At 56.6% G+C, this 16381-nt stretch carries 18 protein-coding genes, 1 pseudogene and 1 other annotated feature; of the genes and pseudogenes, 14 read left to right on the top strand and 5 right to left on the bottom strand.

Annotated features, from left to right (window positions below; genetic code table 11):
• Nucleotides 1-40 precede the first annotated feature (40 nt).
• On the top strand, nt 41-292 hold the full coding sequence (locus VPX56_RS12795) for a YciN family protein (protein ID WP_131632422.1): 252 nt from the start codon (nt 41-43) through the stop codon (nt 290-292).
• 34 nt (nt 293-326) lie between these two features.
• Here the strand turns inward: VPX56_RS12795 and sohB are convergent, their stop codons facing one another.
• Nucleotides 327-1373 (bottom strand): protease SohB, encoded by a 1047-nt coding sequence (gene sohB, locus VPX56_RS12800; protein ID WP_131632421.1) that lies wholly within the window; start codon nt 1371-1373, stop codon nt 327-329.
• Nucleotides 1374-1625: 252 nt separating this feature from the next.
• Between sohB and VPX56_RS12805 the strand changes: the two genes are divergently transcribed.
• Both VPX56_RS12805 and cobO read left to right on the top strand, forming a co-directional pair.
• Nucleotides 1626-2387, top strand: coding sequence for a YciK family oxidoreductase (locus tag VPX56_RS12805; RefSeq protein WP_326466740.1), 762 nt, complete (start codon nt 1626-1628; stop codon nt 2385-2387).
• Complete coding sequence (cobO, locus tag VPX56_RS12810; protein ID WP_326466742.1) at nt 2384-2974, top strand: cob(I)yrinic acid a,c-diamide adenosyltransferase; 591 nt, start codon at nt 2384-2386, stop codon at nt 2972-2974. The genes VPX56_RS12805 and cobO overlap by 4 nt, the downstream gene beginning before the upstream one ends.
• A 34-nt stretch (nt 2975-3008) precedes the next feature.
• On the opposite strand, the gene rluB is transcribed toward cobO, so the two are convergent.
• The 3 genes from rluB to rnm form a co-directional block, all read right to left on the bottom strand.
• Nucleotides 3009-3884 (bottom strand): 23S rRNA pseudouridine(2605) synthase RluB, encoded by an 876-nt coding sequence (rluB, locus tag VPX56_RS12815; protein ID WP_014070506.1) that lies wholly within the window; start codon nt 3882-3884, stop codon nt 3009-3011.
• Nucleotides 3885-3980: 96 nt separating this feature from the next.
• Nucleotides 3981-4601: an L-threonylcarbamoyladenylate synthase gene (locus VPX56_RS12820; protein ID WP_131632418.1), complete on the bottom strand. Its 621-nt coding sequence runs from the start codon at nt 4599-4601 to the stop codon at nt 3981-3983.
• On the bottom strand, nt 4598-5479 hold the full coding sequence (gene rnm, locus VPX56_RS12825; protein WP_326466746.1) for an RNase RNM: 882 nt from the start codon (nt 5477-5479) through the stop codon (nt 4598-4600). The genes VPX56_RS12820 and rnm overlap by 4 nt, the downstream gene beginning before the upstream one ends.
• A 139-nt stretch (nt 5480-5618) precedes the next feature.
• On the opposite strand from rnm, the gene trpL reads away from it, so the two are divergent.
• From trpL to VPX56_RS12865, 9 genes are all read left to right on the top strand, one after another.
• Nucleotides 5619-5663, top strand: coding sequence for a trp operon leader peptide (trpL, locus tag VPX56_RS23030; protein WP_106993556.1), 45 nt, complete (start codon nt 5619-5621; stop codon nt 5661-5663).
• Nucleotides 5640-5734: a sequence feature (Trp leader region), on the top strand. (Overlaps the previous gene by 24 nt.)
• 23 nt (nt 5735-5757) lie before the next feature.
• Nucleotides 5758-7320, top strand: coding sequence for an anthranilate synthase component 1 (locus VPX56_RS12830; RefSeq protein WP_326466748.1), 1563 nt, complete (start codon nt 5758-5760; stop codon nt 7318-7320).
• Nucleotides 7320-8915, top strand: a complete 1596-nt coding sequence (trpD, locus tag VPX56_RS12835) for a bifunctional anthranilate synthase glutamate amidotransferase component TrpG/anthranilate phosphoribosyltransferase TrpD (RefSeq protein WP_131632415.1) — start codon at nt 7320-7322, stop codon at nt 8913-8915. Before VPX56_RS12830 ends, trpD begins: the two co-directional genes overlap by 1 nt.
• A gap of 3 nt (nt 8916-8918) precedes the next feature.
• A complete protein-coding gene (gene trpCF, locus VPX56_RS12840; RefSeq protein WP_326466752.1) occupies nt 8919-10277 on the top strand; it encodes a bifunctional indole-3-glycerol-phosphate synthase TrpC/phosphoribosylanthranilate isomerase TrpF in 1359 nt (452 codons plus the stop codon).
• Nucleotides 10278-10287: 10 nt separating this feature from the next.
• Nucleotides 10288-11481 carry a tryptophan synthase subunit beta gene (gene trpB / locus VPX56_RS12845; RefSeq protein ID WP_326466754.1) on the top strand — a complete coding sequence of 398 codons (1194 nt, stop codon included), beginning with the start codon at nt 10288-10290 and terminating at the stop codon, nt 11479-11481.
• Nucleotides 11481-12290, top strand: coding sequence for a tryptophan synthase subunit alpha (trpA, locus tag VPX56_RS12850; RefSeq protein ID WP_326466756.1), 810 nt, complete (start codon nt 11481-11483; stop codon nt 12288-12290). Before trpB ends, trpA begins: the two co-directional genes overlap by 1 nt.
• Before the next feature lie 170 nt (nt 12291-12460).
• Nucleotides 12461-13672 (top strand): selenium metabolism membrane protein YedE/FdhT, encoded by a 1212-nt coding sequence (gene yedE, locus VPX56_RS12855; RefSeq protein ID WP_326466758.1) that lies wholly within the window; start codon nt 12461-12463, stop codon nt 13670-13672.
• The gene (gene yedF, locus VPX56_RS12860) at nt 13669-13902 is read left to right on the top strand and encodes a sulfurtransferase-like selenium metabolism protein YedF (protein WP_003856774.1); all 234 of its coding nucleotides are present in this window, start codon (nt 13669-13671) and stop codon (nt 13900-13902) included. The genes yedE and yedF overlap by 4 nt, the downstream gene beginning before the upstream one ends.
• 527 nt (nt 13903-14429) lie before the next feature.
• Complete coding sequence (locus VPX56_RS12865) at nt 14430-14660, top strand: hypothetical protein (RefSeq protein WP_263609527.1); 231 nt, start codon at nt 14430-14432, stop codon at nt 14658-14660.
• Between the two features lie 38 nt (nt 14661-14698).
• Here the strand turns inward: VPX56_RS12865 and ompW are convergent, their stop codons facing one another.
• Complete coding sequence (ompW, locus tag VPX56_RS12870) at nt 14699-15331, bottom strand: outer membrane protein OmpW (protein ID WP_131632409.1); 633 nt, start codon at nt 15329-15331, stop codon at nt 14699-14701.
• A 182-nt stretch (nt 15332-15513) separates the two neighbouring features.
• Here ompW and VPX56_RS12875 point away from each other — a divergent pair.
• Both VPX56_RS12875 and VPX56_RS12880 read left to right on the top strand, forming a co-directional pair.
• Nucleotides 15514-15603, top strand: a pseudogene (locus tag VPX56_RS12875) (YkgJ family cysteine cluster protein); the annotation flags it as partial.
• A gap of 25 nt (nt 15604-15628) precedes the next feature.
• Complete coding sequence (locus VPX56_RS12880; RefSeq protein WP_131632408.1) at nt 15629-16372, top strand: YciC family protein; 744 nt, start codon at nt 15629-15631, stop codon at nt 16370-16372.
• Nucleotides 16373-16381 lie beyond the last annotated feature (9 nt).

A 16381-nucleotide genomic window follows, 5' to 3' on the forward strand; every position in this document is an offset into this window, starting at 1 on the left:
CCCCGGGCGTAGACTATTGTCACTGTTTAAGGAGTGGATTATGCAGAATACAACCCAACCTATTGACCGAGCCTCTCTGCTTGTCGAAGCGAATAAATTGATTCGCAACCATGAAGACACCCTTGCGGGTATTGAAGCCACGGGAGTGGAACAGCGTAACGGCGTGCTGGTATTCAGCGGGGAGTACTTCCTTGATGAACAGGGGCTGCCTACGCCAAAAAGCACCGCCGTATTTAACATGTTTAAATACCTGGCGCACACCCTCTCAGAGAAGTATCACCTGGTCGATTAATGCAAAACGCGAGGCAGATGCCTCGCGTTTTTGTTTACAGCAGCGGCTTCTGCCCCCGCTGCAGCCAGCGTAGCAACAGGCGATCCGCGCTCTCTGCCGCGCTATTCGTGAAGCGGTCGAGCATACGCTTACGCTGCGTAAAGCGTACGCCGATTAACTCACGGCCTTCCATCAGGCTCAGCAGCAGATCGTCGCTGGTACCAACCTCATCCACCAGCCCTTTATCCTGCGCCTGAGTGCCGTACCAGTGTTCGCCGGTTGCGACCTGCTCAATATCGAGCGTCGGGCGCATGCGGTGGACAAAGTCTTTGAAGAGGTGGTGCGTTTCGTTCAGATCTTCGCGGAATTTCTGACGCCCCTCTTCCGTATTTTCACCCAGCAGCGTCAGGGTACGTTTGTACTGACCTGCGGTGTGCAGCTCAATATCAATCTCTTTGTTTTTCAGAAAGCGGTTAAAGTTCGGAATTTGCGCAACCACGCCGATAGAACCGATTATAGAGAACGGTGCTGCGACAATTTTATCCGCTACGCAGGCCATCATGTAGCCGCCGCTCGCCGCCACTTTATCCACCGCCACGGTCAGCGGGATCTGTTTTTCACGCAGGCGCTGAAGCTGGGAAGCCGCCAGCCCGTATCCGTGAACGACGCCTCCTGGACTTTCCAGACGCACAACCACCTGATCCTGCGGTTTTGCGACGGCAAGTACAGCCGTGACCTCTTCACGCAGAGAAGACACTTCATGTGCATCCATGCTGCCCTTAAAATCCAGCACGTAGACGCGTGGCTTTGCCTCGTCCTGCGGCGCATTCGCTTTGGCTTTAGCTTTTGCCGCTTTAGCCTCCTGCTTATGCTGTTTTTTCTGCGCTTTCACCCATAGCTTCTGCTGATGGCTATCGAGCAGCGCCAGGGACATCTCTTCCTGCATCTCTTTATACTGTTCGCTCAGGCGGGTAATGCGTAATTCACCACGCTGACGCTTGCGCTGCGTCAGGTTAACAATCAGAACGGCAATCACCGCGATGGCGATAACAACCGTCGCGATTTTAGCCAAAAACAACCCATATTGAGAAAGTAATTCCACGCGCTCCACCTTGATTTAACCACGATTCCTACACGCCAGTGTACAACAGCCCTGCTCGGGCGTCTCGCTCGTGACATTACCTCTGCGAGCCTGCTTCAGGAATCCCCCAAAACGGGTTTAAATATTTGCAAATTGTTAATTACGCAGCGATGCCTCCTGTAGACTGATTGAATTCTCATGCTATTTCGGGCATAAAGCCGAAAAGTCATAAAAGAAGGCGCAATAGCCGCTCAGTGCGCCAGAGGAGTCACCGTGCATTATCAGCCACAAAAAAATCTACTGCAGAACCGCATCATCCTTGTCACCGGTGCCAGCGACGGAATTGGTCGTGAAGCCGCCCTGACGTACGCAGAATATGGCGCAAGCGTCATCCTGATTGGCCGTAACGACGATAAATTACGAAGCGTCGCCCGTGAGATTGACGCTGCAGGCGGCCTCTCCGCCCGCTGGTACACGCTTGATTTGCTTACCTGCACCCCGGCGACCTGCCAGGAGCTTGCCGAACGTATTGGAGATGACTATCCCCGTCTCGACGGCGTGCTGCACAATGCCGGTCTGCTGGGCGAAGTACGCCCGATGGATGAACAAGACCCGGCTATCTGGCAGGAGGTGATGCAGGTCAATATCAACGGCACCTTTTTCCTGACCCAGGCTTTGCTTCCTTTATTACTCCGCTCTGACTCCGGCTCGCTGGTCTTTACCTCCTCCAGCGTAGGTCGCGAGGGGCGCGCAAACTGGGGCGCTTACGCCGTCTCTAAATTTGCGACCGAAGGAATGATGCAGGTGCTGGCGGAGGAGTATCAAAGCCGCCATCTGCGCGTGAACTGCATTAACCCAGGCGGGACGCGCACCAAAATGCGCGCCAGCGCCTTCCCGACGGAAGATCCGCAGAAGCTCAAAACGCCCGCCGATATTATGCCGCTCTATCTCTGGCTGATGGGCGATGACAGCCGCCGTAAAACCGGGATGACCTTTGATGCCCAGCCGGGGCGCAAGCCGGGGATTTCGCAATGAGTGAAGAACGTCATCAGCAGCGACAGCAGCGGCTGAAAGAGCAAGTGGATGCCCGCGTCGCTGCGGCGCTGGACGAACGCGGAATTATCATCGTCTTTACCGGCAACGGTAAAGGCAAAACCACCGCCGCGTTTGGCACCGCTACCCGAGCCGTCGGCCACGGCCAGAAGGTGGGCGTGATTCAGTTTATCAAAGGCGAATGGCCTAACGGAGAGCGTAACCTACTGGAGCCTCACGGGGTTGAGTTCCAGGTGATGGCGACCGGGTTTACGTGGGATACCCAGAACCGCGAAACCGATACCGCCGCCTGTCGGGCCGTGTGGGAACATGCCAAGCGCATGCTGGCAGATCCCGGCCTGAACATGGTGCTGCTGGATGAAATCACCTACATGGTGGCCTACGACTATCTGCCGCTTGAAGAGGTGCTGGAAGCGTTAAAGAATCGCCCCGTGCACCAGACGGCAATCGTCACCGGGCGCGGCTGCCATCGGGATATTCTGGCGCTTGCGGATACCGTCAGCGAATTGCGTCCGGTGAAGCATGCCTTTGACGCCGGTATCAAAGCGCAAATCGGTATTGATTACTAAAGAAAAAGCCCGGTGTGTTGACCGGGCTTTTTGATTAACCGTTGTTATTCCGGCTGCCAGAGCGGCGGTTGTTGCTCACCTGGCTGTGACGCTTCACCGCACGTCGGATCTGGTTCGCCTTCATGCGACGACGATCCTTCTCGACCGCGACTTTAGACGTGGTTTCCGGCGTCAGGCCGACCAGCTCGCGCAGGTAGTTAGTCTGGGTGAGGTCCAGCTCGGTATAACCGCCACGCGGCAGGCCTTTTGGCAGGAGGATATCGCCGTAACGCACGCGGATCAGACGGCTAACCTGCACGCCTACCGCTTCCCACAGTCGACGAACCTCACGGTTACGGCCTTCCGTCAGGGTCACGTTGTACCACTGGTTGATCCCTTCACCACCGGTGAATTTGATCGTCTTGAACGCCGCCGGGCCGTCTTCAAGCTGCACGCCGCGGGACAGGTCGCGCAGTTTGTTTTCATCAACCTGACCAAACACGCGAACGGCGTATTCACGCTCAACTTCGCGGCTTGGGTGCATGAGACGGTTTGCCAGTTCACCATCGGTGGTGAACAGCAGCAGGCCGCAGGTGTTCACGTCCAGACGCCCAACGGCAATCCAGCGGGCACCGCGCAGCTTAGGCAGACGATCAAACACCGTCGGGCGACCTTCAGGGTCGTTGCGGGTACACAGCTCGCCTTCCGGCTTGTAGTAAGCCAGCACGCGACAGATTTGTTCAGCAGATTCTTTGACCGAAATGAGATGACCGTCGATGCGGATCTTCAGCCCCGGTACGATTTCTACGCGGTCGCCCAAAGTGGAGACTTTACCGTCCACACTCACGCGACCTGCTTCAATAATGGCTTCGATTTCACGGCGCGAACCGTGGCCGGCGCGCGCCAGCACTTTCTGTAACTTCTCGCTCATTGAGCTTCCTCAGGTGTCGCCTTCACAGGCGTCGAATCAGGTCAAAGCGGGATTGAGCCCGACTTTGATGGCCGCGTAGTATATCTGCTTACACCCTTACAAGAAAGGCTTAACATCACCCACGCCTTCACGAATCACTTCCGGTGCATCTTCCGTTAAATCGACCACGGTGGTTGGCTGCTGGCCGAGGTAACCGCCGTGAATAATCAACTCAACCACCTTCTCAAGACGATCCTTGATCTCTTCCGGGTCGGACTCGGTAAACTCACTGCCCGGCAGCATCAGGGAGGTCGAGAGCATGGGTTCCCCAAGCGCCTCCAGCAGCGCCTGGGCAATCGGGTTAGACGGCACGCGCATCCCGATGGTTTTGCGTTTTTCCTGCAGCAAACGACGCGGCACCTCTTTCGTCCCTTTCAGGATGAAGGTGTAGTTGCCCGGCGTGTTGTTTTTGATCAGACGAAACGCCACGTTATCGACGTAGGCATAGGTCGACAGCTCGGAAAGATCGCGGCACATCAGGGTAAAGTTGTGGCCGTCCGGCAGCTGGCGGATGCGGCAGATACGCTCCATCGCCCCTTTGTCTTCAATTTTACAGCCCAGCGCGTAGCCTGAATCGGTCGGGTAGACAATAACGCCCCCCTTGCGTACGATTTCCACGGCCTGATTAATCAGACGGGCCTGCGGGTTATCCGGATGAATATAGAAAAACTGACTCATACTTCCCTCTCTTCAATTTGCTGCGGCTGTTCCCAAAGCTGCCAGACAGGCTCAACGCCTGCCGGTAGCCAGAGCTTGCGCCCCAGCTCAATCCACGCGCAGGGCTGATGAAAATCAGAACCCTGTGACCCAAGCAGGCCGTACTGACGGGCGTAGGTTGCGAGCTGTGCACGCTCGTTGGGCGCCTGCTGACACTGGGCGACTTCCATCGCCTCACCGCCGCATTCGGCAAAGTGCGCCAGCAGTCTTTTCAGCCATTTAGCAGAAAGATTATACCGTCCCGGATGGGCCAGTACCGCCTTACCGCCAGAATGATGAATCACATCAATAGCTTGTTTTATTGTACACCACTGTGGCGGAACGTATCCGGTTTTCCCGCGCGCCAGATACCTTTTAAAGACGTCCGCCATCGTCGTCGCTTTGCCGGCCTCAATCAGAAAACGGGCAAAATGACCGCGCGTTACCGCCCCGCCGTTTGCCAGCTTTTTAGCGCCTTCCAGCGCACCCGGAATGTGCGCTTTTTCCAGACGCTCGCCTATCATCTCCGCGCGCTGGTTGCGGCGCGTTTTTTGTTCTTGCAAAAACGCGCACATTGCCGGATGTTCTATATCAATGTTCAGGCCAACGATATGAATTTCATGGTTTTCCCAGAGGGTCGAAATTTCGACACCGGACACCAGATTCAGCGCCAGCCCGCTGCGGGCAATTTCTGCGCGCGCGGCCGGAATGGCGTCAGTCGTATCGTGATCGGTTATTGCCAGCGTGCCGACTCGCATTTCAACGGCGCGATGAACCAACGCTTCGGGCGTAAGCAGACCATCAGAAGCCTGAGTGTGGCTGTGTAAATCGTAAATTATGGCGTAGGTGGTATCGCTCAAAGCACTTCCCGTCACAGGTTGGAGACTTCCAAAAACCCTATGATAACGACTTGCCGCGAAATTCTGAAATCAAGGGTTGACAATAGGCCATCGAACTAGTTAACTAGTACGCAAGTTCACACGAGAAAGGTATCTGAAAATGACAGCACATTTCACTCTGCACGGTTGGTGGCGCACTTCCTGACTATCGGGCAGTGTCACGCGTCTGCGAAATGCAAACAGATACCCAGCCCGCTCACAAGCGGGCTTTTTTTTGAACAAAATATGAGAACAACACCATGCAAACAGCCAAACCACACCTCGAACTGCTGACCTGCGAGGCGGCCTATCGCCACAACCCAACCGCGCTGTTTCATCAGGTATGCGGCGCTCGTCCGGCCACGCTGCTGCTGGAATCTGCCGACATCGACAGCAAGGACGATCTGAAAAGCCTGCTGCTGGTGGATAGCGCCCTGCGCATTACCGCGTTAGGCGATACCGTCACCATCAAGGCATTATCCGACAACGGCGCATCGCTGCTGCCGCTGCTGGACGCTGCCCTGCCCTCAGGTATTGAAAACGAGCGCCACCCGGACATGCGCATTCTGCATTTTCCGCCGGTGAGCCAGCTGCTGGACGAAGACGCGCGCCTCTGCTCACTGTCCGTTTTCGATGCCTTCCGCCTGCTGCAAGGCCTGGTCACCGTGCCGGAAGATGAACGCGAAGCCATGTTCTTCGGCGGGCTGTTTGCTTACGACCTGGTCGCCGGTTTCGAGGAATTACCGGAAACCGAACAGGGCAACCGCTGCCCGGACTACTGCTTCTACCTGGCTGAAACGCTGCTGGTGATCGACCATCAGAAAAAATATACCCGCATCCAGGCCAGCCTGTTCACGCCCTCCGCCGCGGAGAAAAATCGTCTTCTGCAACGTATCGCACAGCTGCAGCAGCAGATGACGGAAGAACCGCCTGCGCTGCCGGTGCAGCGCGTTGAAGAGATGAAGTGCGACGTCAGCCAGACCGACGACCAGTACGGTGCCGTCGTGCGCCAGATGCAAAAAGCGATTCGCGCCGGGGAAATTTTCCAGGTGGTGCCTTCCCGCCGCTTCTCGCTGCCCTGCCCGTCGCCGCTGGCAGCGTATGACGTGCTGAAAAAGAGCAACCCGAGCCCGTACATGTTCTTCATGCAGGACAACGACTTCACCCTGTTTGGCGCGTCGCCGGAAAGCTCCCTGAAATACGACGCCACCAGCCGCCAGATTGAGATCTACCCGATTGCCGGAACACGCCCGCGCGGGCGTCGTGCCGATGGTTCACTGGATCGCGACCTCGACAGCCGCATCGAGCTGGAGATGCGTACCGACCACAAAGAGCTGTCCGAGCACCTGATGCTGGTCGACCTGGCGCGTAACGATCTGGCCCGCATTTGCACCCCCGGCAGCCGCTACGTGGCGGACCTGACCAAAGTCGACCGCTATTCGTTCGTGATGCACCTGGTCTCCCGCGTGGTCGGCGAGCTGCGCCACGACCTCGACGTGCTGCACGCCTACCGCGCCTGTATGAACATGGGCACCCTGAGCGGCGCGCCAAAAGTACGCGCCATGCAGCTGATTGCCGAAGCAGAAGGCCGTCGTCGCGGCAGCTACGGCGGTGCGGTGGGTTATTTCACCGCCCACGGCGATCTGGATACCTGCATCGTGATCCGCTCTGCCTACGTTGAAGATGGCATCGCCACCGTACAGGCAGGTGCAGGGATTGTTCTTGATTCTGTTCCGCAGTCTGAAGCTGACGAAACGCGCAGTAAAGCTCGCGCGGTCCTTCGCGCCATTGCGACCGCACACCATGCACAGGAGATTTTCTGATGGCTGACATTCTGCTGCTCGATAATATTGACTCATTTACCTACAACCTGGCAGATCAGCTGCGTGCGAATGGGCATAACGTCGTTATCTACCGCAACCACGTACCGGCCCAGACGCTGATCGATCGTCTGGGCACCATGCAAAATCCGGTGCTGATGCTCTCACCTGGCCCGGGCGCGCCGAGCGAAGCGGGATGTATGCCGGAACTGTTGACCCGTATGCGGGGCAAATTGCCTATCATCGGCATCTGCCTCGGCCATCAGGCGATTGTTGAAGCCTACGGCGGCTACGTCGGCCAGGCGGGTGAGATCCTGCACGGCAAAGCGTCCAGCATTGAACATGACGGCCAGGCGATGTTTGCCGGTCTGCCCAATCCGCTTCCCGTTGCGCGTTACCATTCGCTGGTGGGCAGCAACATTCCGGCCGGGCTGACCATTAACGCCTCCTTTGAAGGCATGGTGATGGCGGTTCGCCACGATGCGGATCGCGTCTGCGGCCTGCAGTTCCACCCGGAATCCATTCTGACGTCGAACGGCGCGCGCCTGCTGGAGCAGACGCTCGACTGGGCGCTGCAGAAACTGGAGCAGACCAATACCCTACAGCCGATTCTGGAAAAACTGTATCAGGCGCAGACCCTGAGCCAGCAGGAGAGCCACCAGCTTTTCTCTGCGGTCGTTCGCGGCGAGCTGAAGCCAGAGCAGCTGGCCGCCGCGCTGGTGAGCATGAAGGTGCGCGGTGAAAGCCCGCAGGAGATTGCCGGTGCCGCTACGGCCCTGCTGGAAAATGCCGCGCCGTTCCCGCGCCCGGACTATCAGTTTGCCGATATCGTCGGGACCGGCGGTGACGGCAGCAACAGCATCAATATCTCTACAGCCAGCGCGTTCGTTGCGGCGGCGTGTGGTCTGAAGGTAGCAAAGCACGGTAACCGTAGCGTCTCCAGCCGTTCGGGTTCGTCTGACCTGCTGGCCGCGTTTGGTATTAACCTCGACATGCAGGCAGAACGCTCCCGTGAGGCGCTGGATGACCTGGGCGTCTGCTTCCTGTTTGCGCCGAAGTATCACACCGGTTTCCGCCACGCGATGCCGGTGCGCCAGCAGCTCAAGACCCGCACGCTGTTTAACGTGCTTGGCCCCCTGATTAACCCGGCGCATCCGCCGCTGGCGCTGATTGGCGTCTACAGCCCTGAACTGGTGCTGCCGATTGCGGAAACGCTGCGGGTGCTGGGCTACAAGCGAGCCGCCGTCGTACACAGCGGCGGAATGGATGAAGTCTCGCTTCATGCGCCGACGCTGGTGGCCGAACTGAACAACGGTGAAATCCTGAGCTACCAGCTGGACGCGTCTGACTTCGGCCTGGCGCCGTATCACCAGGAAGCCCTGGCAGGCGGCACGCCGGAAGAAAACCGTGACATTCTCACGCGCTTATTACAAGGTAAGGGAGAGGTCGCCCATGAGGCCGCCGTGGCCGCCAACGTCGCCATGCTGATGCGTTTGCACGGCGAGGAAGACCTCAAGGCCAACGCCCAAAAAGTTCTGGACGTACTGCGCTCAGGTGCAGCTTACGACCGCGTTACCGCACTTGCGGCAAGAGGGTAAAGAATGCAGACCGTTTTAGCGAAAATCGTTGCCGATAAGGCCATTTGGGTTGAAGCCCGCAAGCAGCAGCAGCCGCTTGCCAGCTTCCAGAATGACGTCGTTCCAAGCCAACGACGCTTCTATGACGCCCTGCAGGGCGCGCGCACCGCGTTTATTCTTGAGTGCAAAAAGGCCTCCCCGTCGAAAGGCGTTATCCGTGACGATTTCGACCCGGCGCGTATTGCCGGAATTTATAAGCACCATGCGTCCGCCATCTCCGTGCTGACGGATGAGAAATATTTCCAGGGCAGCTTCGATTTTCTGCCGATCGTCAGCGGCATCGCGCCGCAGCCGATCCTGTGCAAAGACTTTATTATCGACCCGTATCAGATCTGGCTGGCGCGCTTTTACCAGGCCGACGCCTGCCTGCTGATGCTCTCGGTGCTCGACGACGAGCAGTATCGCCAGCTTTCCGCCGTGGCGCACAGCCTGAACATGGGCGTGCTGACCGAAGTGAGCAACGAAGAAGAGCTTGAGCGCGCGATTGCGCTGGAAGCCAAAGTGGTCGGCATTAACAACCGCGATCTGCGCGACCTGTCCATTGACCTGAACCGCACGCGCCAGCTGGCGCCGCGTCTGGGGTCTGGCGTCACGGTGATCAGCGAATCCGGGATTAACAGCTACGCCCAGGTGCGCGAACTCAGCCACTTCGCCAACGGTTTCCTGATTGGCTCCGCGATGATGGAGCATGACGATCTCAACGCTGCGGTGCGCCGCTTGCTGCTGGGTGAGAACAAAGTCTGCGGCTTAACCCGCGAACAGGATGCGCAGGCCGCGTATGAAGCCGGGGCGATTTACGGCGGGCTGATCTTTGTGGATTCGTCCCCTCGCGCAGTCAGCGAAGAACAGGCGCATAAGGTGATAGCGGCGGCCCCGCTCGGCTACGTCGGCGTCTTCCGCAACGCGGATATTGCAGACGTTGCGGCAAAAGCCGAGGCGTTATCCCTGAGCGCGGTGCAGCTCCACGGCGATGAAGATCAGGCCTATATCGATGCTCTGCGCGCCGCGCTGGCGCCTCAGGTTCAGATCTGGAAAGCGCAAAGCGTCGGCGAGACCCTGCCCGCGCGTAACCTGAACCATGTGGATAAATACCTGCTCGATAACGGCCAGGGCGGCACCGGCCAGCGTTTTGACTGGTCGCTGCTTAGCGGCGAAAAGCTGGACAACGTCCTGCTGGCGGGCGGATTAAGCCCGGATAACTGCGTAGAAGCCGCTAAAGCAGGCTGCGCAGGCCTCGATTTCAATTCAGGCGTAGAGTCCCAACCGGGTATTAAAGATGCCAGCAAGCTGGCCTCGGTCTTTAAAACTCTGCGTGCATATTAAGGAAGAGAAGATGACGACATTACTAAACCCCTATTTTGGTGAGTTCGGCGGGATGTACGTCCCGCAAATCCTGATGCCCGCCCTGCGCCAGCTGGAAGAAGCGTTTGTGAGCGCGCAGAAAGACCCGGCGTTCCAGGCTGAATTTACCGACCTGCTGAAAAACTACGCAGGCCGTCCTACGGCGCTGACCAAATGCCGCAACCTGACGGAAGGCACCAAAACCACGCTGTACCTCAAGCGCGAAGATCTCCTTCACGGGGGCGCGCATAAAACTAACCAGGTGCTGGGCCAGGCGCTTCTCGCCAAGCGTATGGGCAAAACCGAAATCATCGCCGAAACCGGCGCAGGCCAGCATGGCGTGGCCTCTGCCCTTGCCAGCGCCCTCCTCGGCCTGAAATGCCGTATCTATATGGGTGCTAAAGACGTTGAGCGTCAGTCCCCGAACGTGTTCCGTATGCGCCTGATGGGGGCCGAAGTGATCCCGGTACACAGCGGCTCCGCGACGCTGAAGGATGCCTGTAACGAAGCGCTGCGCGACTGGTCCGGCAGCTACGACACCGCGCACTACATGCTCGGTACAGCCGCAGGCCCGCACCCGTTCCCGACCATCGTGCGTGAATTCCAGCGCATGATCGGTGAAGAGACCAAAGCACAGATCCTTGAAAAAGAAGGCCGCCTGCCGGATGCCGTCATTGCCTGCGTAGGCGGTGGTTCTAACGCCATCGGCATGTTCGCTGATTTCATCGACGACACCAGCGTAGGCCTGATTGGCGTTGAGCCTGCCGGTCACGGCATTGAATCGGGTGAACACGGCGCGCCGCTCAAGCATGGCCGCGTGGGGATCTACTTCGGCATGAAATCCCCGATGATGCAGACTGATGAAGGCCAGATTGAGGAATCTTACTCCATTTCTGCCGGTCTGGATTTCCCGTCAGTGGGGCCACAGCATGCGTACCTGAACAGCACCGGTCGTGCGGAGTATGTTTCCATTACCGATGATGAAGCGCTTGAAGCCTTTAAAACCCTGTGCCGCAACGAAGGGATTATCCCGGCGCTGGAGTCTTCACACGCGCTGGCACACGCGCTGAAAATGATTAAAGAGAACCCGGAAAAAGAGCAGCTGCTGGTGGTGAACCTTTCCGGCCGCGGTGACAAAGATATCTTCACCGTTCACGATATTCTGAAAGCACGAGGGGAAATCTGATGGAACGCTACGATAACGCATTTGCACAGCTGAAGGCTCGCCAGGAAGGCGCATTCGTTCCCTTTGTCACCCTGGGCGATCCGGGCCCGGAGCAGTCGCTGAAAATTATCGACACCCTGATTGAAGCCGGTGCCGACGCGCTGGAGCTGGGCATCCCGTTCTCCGATCCGCTGGCGGACGGCCCGACCATTCAGAATGCGACGCTGCGCGCATTCGCCTCCGGCGTGACCCCAACCCAGTGCTTCGAAATGCTGGCGGCGATCCGCCAGAAGCATCCGACCATTCCGATCGGCCTGCTGATGTATGCCAACCTGGTCTTTAACCGCGGTATTGATGAGTTTTACGCCGAGTGCGCGCGCGTTGGCGTCGACTCCGTGCTGGTGGCGGACGTGCCGGTTGAAGAGTCAGCGCCGTTTCGTCAGGCGGCCATGCGCCATAACGTCGCACCGATCTTCATCTGCCCGCCGAACGCCGATGATGAACTGCTGCGCCAGATTGCTTCTCACGGTCGCGGATATACGTACCTGCTTTCCCGCGCGGGCGTAACCGGCGCGGAGAATAAGGCGGCGGTTCCTCTGCACCATCTGGTTGAAAAGCTGGCGGAATACCACGCCGCACCGCCGCTGCAGGGCTTCGGTATCTCTTCCCCCGATCAGGTCGCAGCGGCAATCGATGCGAAAGCCGCCGGAGCGATTTCCGGTTCCGCTATCGTCAAAATTATTGAGAAAAACGTCGATAAGCCAGAACAGATGCTGGCTGAACTGAAAACCTTCGTCACCGAGATGAAAGCGGCAACGCGCAAAGCCTGATGCCCTCACCCGTCTGGCGCGCCTGCCAGACGGGTCCCCCGCCTCCCCTTTAGGGTTACGTCAAAATTGATCGCGTCGATATTCTTGGCGTGAATGACTTTCCAAAACCCATCGTAAGCGTATGATTCGGTTTCTTTCTGGTTATACCTTCTGAGTTCAGAGGCTTACACATGACATGGCAACACTTCAAACAGGCTTACCTGGTTAAGTTCTGGTCACCCGTTCCGGCGGTCATCGCGGCGGGCATTCTATCTACCTATTATTTCGGCATTACCGGCACCTTCTGGGCCGTCACCGGGGAATTTACCCGCTGGGGCGGTCAGCTGCTGCAGCTAGCGGGCGTGCACGCCGAGGAGTGGGGATATTTCAAACTGATTCATCTGGACGGCACGCCGCTGACCCGCATCGACGGAATGATGATTATCGGCATGTTCGGCGGCTGTTTTGCCGCGGCGCTGTGGGCAAACAACGTTAAGTTGAGAATGCCTAAAAGCCGGATTCGCATTTTGCAGGCGGTGACCGGCGGCATCATTGCCGGATTTGGCGCACGCCTGGCGATGGGCTGCAATCTCGCCGCCTTCTTTACCGGCATTCCTCAGTTTTCACTCCACGCATGGTTCTTTGCCGTCGCCACCGCCGTTGGATCCTACTTTGGCGCTAAATTCACCCTGCTGCCGCTGTTCCGCATTCCCGTTAAGGTTGTTAAGGTCAGCGCCGCCTCGCCGCTGACGCAAAAACCGGCCCAGGCGCGCCGCCGCTTCCGGCTGGGCATGCTGGTCTTTTTCGCCATGATTGCCTGGGCGCTTTGCACGGCGCTAAACCAGCCGAAACTGGGGCTGGCAATGCTGTTCGGCGTGGGCTTTGGCCTGCTGATTGAACGTGCCCAAATTTGCTTTACCTCAGCGTTTCGCGATATGTGGATCACCGGGCGCACCATGATGGCGAAAGCCATTATTGCCGGGATGGCCGTGAGCGCGATCGGCATATTCAGCTACGTGCAGCTCGGCGTGGAACCGAAAATCATGTGGGCTGGCCCTAACGCGGTCATCGGCGGGCTGCTGTTTGGCTTTGGTATCGTGCTGGCCGGCGGGTGCGAAACCGGCTGGATGTATCGCGCCGTCGAAGGCCAGGTACATTACTGGTGGGTGGGACTCGGGAACGTGATTGGCTCCACCATCCTGGCCTATTACTGGGATGACGTGTCCCCCGTACTGGCGACGAACTGGGACAAGGTTAATCTGCTGAACACCTTTGGTCCACTCGGTGGGCTCGTGGTGACTTATGCCCTGCTGCTTATCGCCTTTTTACTGGTTATTGCACAGGAGAAACGCTTCTTCCGTCGTGCCACCGTTAAAACTGCAACGCAGGAGAATGCTGCATGAAAGAGATAGTACCCGATTATCGCCTCGATATGGTCGGTGAACCCTGTCCTTATCCCGCTGTCGCTACGCTTGAAGCGCTCCCCCAGCTCAAGAAAGGTGAAATTCTGGAAGTGGTAAGCGATTGCCCTCAGTCAATAAATAATATTCCGCTGGATGCCAAAAATCACGGTTACACCGTGCTGGATATTCAGCAGGATGGGCCCACCATTCGTTATTTGATTCAGAAGTAACGTCGGGGATCAAAAAGGCCTCTTATGAGGCCTTTAATTAATTGACTGGCTTTGGCCACCGTCGTCGTTTAAGTTTCGGGAGGCATGAATGTACGGTGAGTCGTGTTCCGCATTCAGAGCATACTGCACCATGAGGAAGGTCTTGCGTCGGGGCAAAGCTGGTGAAATGAAACTGTGTCCCCGCACAGACCGGACACTCAAATTTAATGTCGGGGATATCCCCTCCGGCCAGTTGTATTGAACAACCACCATACCGTAATTATTGGCTTAACAGGGATATATCGTCTGATAATGCGTCAGCCATTCTGGCCAACGCTGACATGCTCTTGAAAACTAAGCCTTATTGATCCACGGCAAAGCTAAATTTTTTTACTTAAGTAAAATCCCATTCCTGGTTTGAGCAAGGCTTTATTGGGTTGATGTTTTTTAGATTATTATTTTGCTTTATCTTTTTTGTGCCACTTCACGCTTCGTCTCTGAATTTCTCATCCACTCTTTTACGACTGAACTGCCCTGACAGGGGCGTCGTGGAAGTTATTCTCCATCTTTATGGACATACTCAGGAAAAATGGCAGGGTAATTTTGAAACCGGCGCAGGCCATAAACGGTCCGGTGATACGGAAATCATTCCTTTTGCGAACGGCGATATTTTGTTCCATTCAGTTTCAAGCGACGCGTTCAGCTACCTGTATGATGGCGAATCCATGCTCAGACATTGCGCAAAGCTGGATGAGCGACCCGTTTACCCCAGCTTCTGAACCTCTACTGGCCGCGGTGCGGCCAGTAGATTTATTGCTTAGAAGCGATAACCCGCGGAGAACATAAATACCCACGGATCCAGGCGCGTGCTAATACTCTGCTGCTCGCCGTTCGCTTTAAAGCGTACGTCCGTGTCGATATCCATGTACCAGACCGAGGCGTTTATCAACCAGTCGCGGTTAATCAGATAATCCAGACCAACCTGCCCCGCCATCCCCCATGAATCTTTCAGGCTGAGATCGCTTAACCCGGCCGCTTTGCCCGTGTCGTTAAATTTCTCATCGAAGAACGTCGTGTAGTTCACCCCGGCGCCAATGTACGGACGCACCTTGCTGCTGGAATCACCAAAGTACCACTGCGCCATCAGCGTTGGCGGCAGATGGTGCACCGTGGCGATATCGCCGGTCGGTCCTAAACCAACGCGATGACGAAATGGCGTTGCGGCCAGAAGCTCGACGCCGATGTTATCCGTGGCCATATAGGTAAAGGTTAAACCCAGCTGGGTGTTGTTGCTGACGTTAAAACCGCCCATTCCCAGCACGTTATCAGACCCTTCCGTTGGGCGAACCGTTGCCGAACCGGCACGAATAAAGAATTCGCCTGCTTCATGCGCATACGCGCCGCCAGAGATACTGCTTAAGATAAGGGCTGCCACCGCTAATTTTTTCATATCCGCTCCATCGTTGTGGTTTTCATAGCGGAGGCAATATACTCACAAATAAGTAATAAGTGATCTAACACAGATCACATTAGAACCAGTAACTTAACATTCATTGATCTGGGTTAATTTTTGATAATCAAACATAAGATGCCAGGTTGTCTCTACATCAAATTTTTGTGACAGGCTTAAAATTACCGCCGCTTTACAAAGATATGCTTTTCCATACAAGCCTTGATGCTGCCACGGCACTCTTATCCGGTGTACAATTGCCGGCTAATTAACACCTGCAATACTCAAGGAGAGTGCATGTCTATCACGGCGAAGTCTGTCTACCGTGACACCGGGAATTTTTTCCGCAATCAGTTCATTACCTTTTTGCTGATCGCGTTGTTATGCGCCTTTATCACCGTGGTGCTCGGTCACGCGTTCTCTCCAAGTGAAGAACAGATTGCCAGTCTGAGCCAGGGGGATCACCTTGCAGGTAGCGTCGGCTTGTTTGAGCTGGTGCAAAACATGACGCCGGACCAGCAGCAAATCCTGCTGCGCGCCTCTGCAGCATCGACGTTTTCTGGCCTGATCGGTAATGCGGTTCTGGCGGGTGGCGTTCTGCTGATGATCCAGCTGGTGTCTGCCGGTCATCGCGTAAGCGCATTACGTGCAATAGGCGCAAGTGCTCCCGTATTGCCCAAGCTCTTTATCCTCATCTTTTTAACCACCCTGCTGGTGCAAATGGGGATTATGCTGGTCGTGGTGCCGGGCGTGCTGCTGGCGATTGTCCTTTCCTTCGCCCCCATTATGGTTGTGCAGGATAAAATGGGGATATTCACGGCGATGCGCAGCAGCATACGACTGGCGTGGGCTAACATGCGTCTGGTGGCGCCTGCCGTTATCGGCTGGCTGCTTGCTAAAACGCTCCTGTTGTTGTTTGCACCAAATTTTGCCGTGTTAACGCCGAACGTCGGCGCGGTCGTTGCCAATACGCTGAGCAACCTGATTTCAGCAGTTCTGCTGGTCTACTTGTTCCGCCTGTATATGTTAATTCGTCAGTAAGTGGGATCG

Source organism: Enterobacter wuhouensis (assembly GCF_035835995.1).
Classification (GTDB): Bacteria; Pseudomonadota; Gammaproteobacteria; order Enterobacterales; family Enterobacteriaceae; genus Enterobacter; species Enterobacter wuhouensis.

Excerpts from the sequence above, each read along its gene's own strand:
- VPX56_RS12795 (WP_131632422.1), top strand. The coding sequence starts at position 41 with ATGCAGAATACAACCCAACCTATTGACCGAGCCTCTCTGCTTGTCGAA.
- cobO (WP_326466742.1), top strand. The coding sequence starts at position 2,384 with ATGAGTGAAGAACGTCATCAGCAGCGACAGCAGCGGCTGAAAGAGCAA.
- rluB (WP_014070506.1), bottom strand. The coding sequence starts at position 3,884 with ATGAGCGAGAAGTTACAGAAAGTGCTGGCGCGCGCCGGCCACGGTTCG.
- VPX56_RS12820 (WP_131632418.1), bottom strand. The coding sequence starts at position 4,601 with ATGAGTCAGTTTTTCTATATTCATCCGGATAACCCGCAGGCCCGTCTG.
- VPX56_RS12830 (WP_326466748.1), top strand. The coding sequence starts at position 5,758 with ATGCAAACAGCCAAACCACACCTCGAACTGCTGACCTGCGAGGCGGCC.
- trpD (WP_131632415.1), top strand. The coding sequence starts at position 7,320 with ATGGCTGACATTCTGCTGCTCGATAATATTGACTCATTTACCTACAAC.
- trpCF (WP_326466752.1), top strand. The coding sequence starts at position 8,919 with ATGCAGACCGTTTTAGCGAAAATCGTTGCCGATAAGGCCATTTGGGTT.
- trpB (WP_326466754.1), top strand. The coding sequence starts at position 10,288 with ATGACGACATTACTAAACCCCTATTTTGGTGAGTTCGGCGGGATGTAC.
- trpA (WP_326466756.1), top strand. The coding sequence starts at position 11,481 with ATGGAACGCTACGATAACGCATTTGCACAGCTGAAGGCTCGCCAGGAA.
- yedE (WP_326466758.1), top strand. The coding sequence starts at position 12,461 with ATGACATGGCAACACTTCAAACAGGCTTACCTGGTTAAGTTCTGGTCA.
- yedF (WP_003856774.1), top strand. The coding sequence starts at position 13,669 with ATGAAAGAGATAGTACCCGATTATCGCCTCGATATGGTCGGTGAACCC.
- ompW (WP_131632409.1), bottom strand. The coding sequence starts at position 15,331 with ATGAAAAAATTAGCGGTGGCAGCCCTTATCTTAAGCAGTATCTCTGGC.
- VPX56_RS12880 (WP_131632408.1), top strand. The coding sequence starts at position 15,629 with ATGTCTATCACGGCGAAGTCTGTCTACCGTGACACCGGGAATTTTTTC.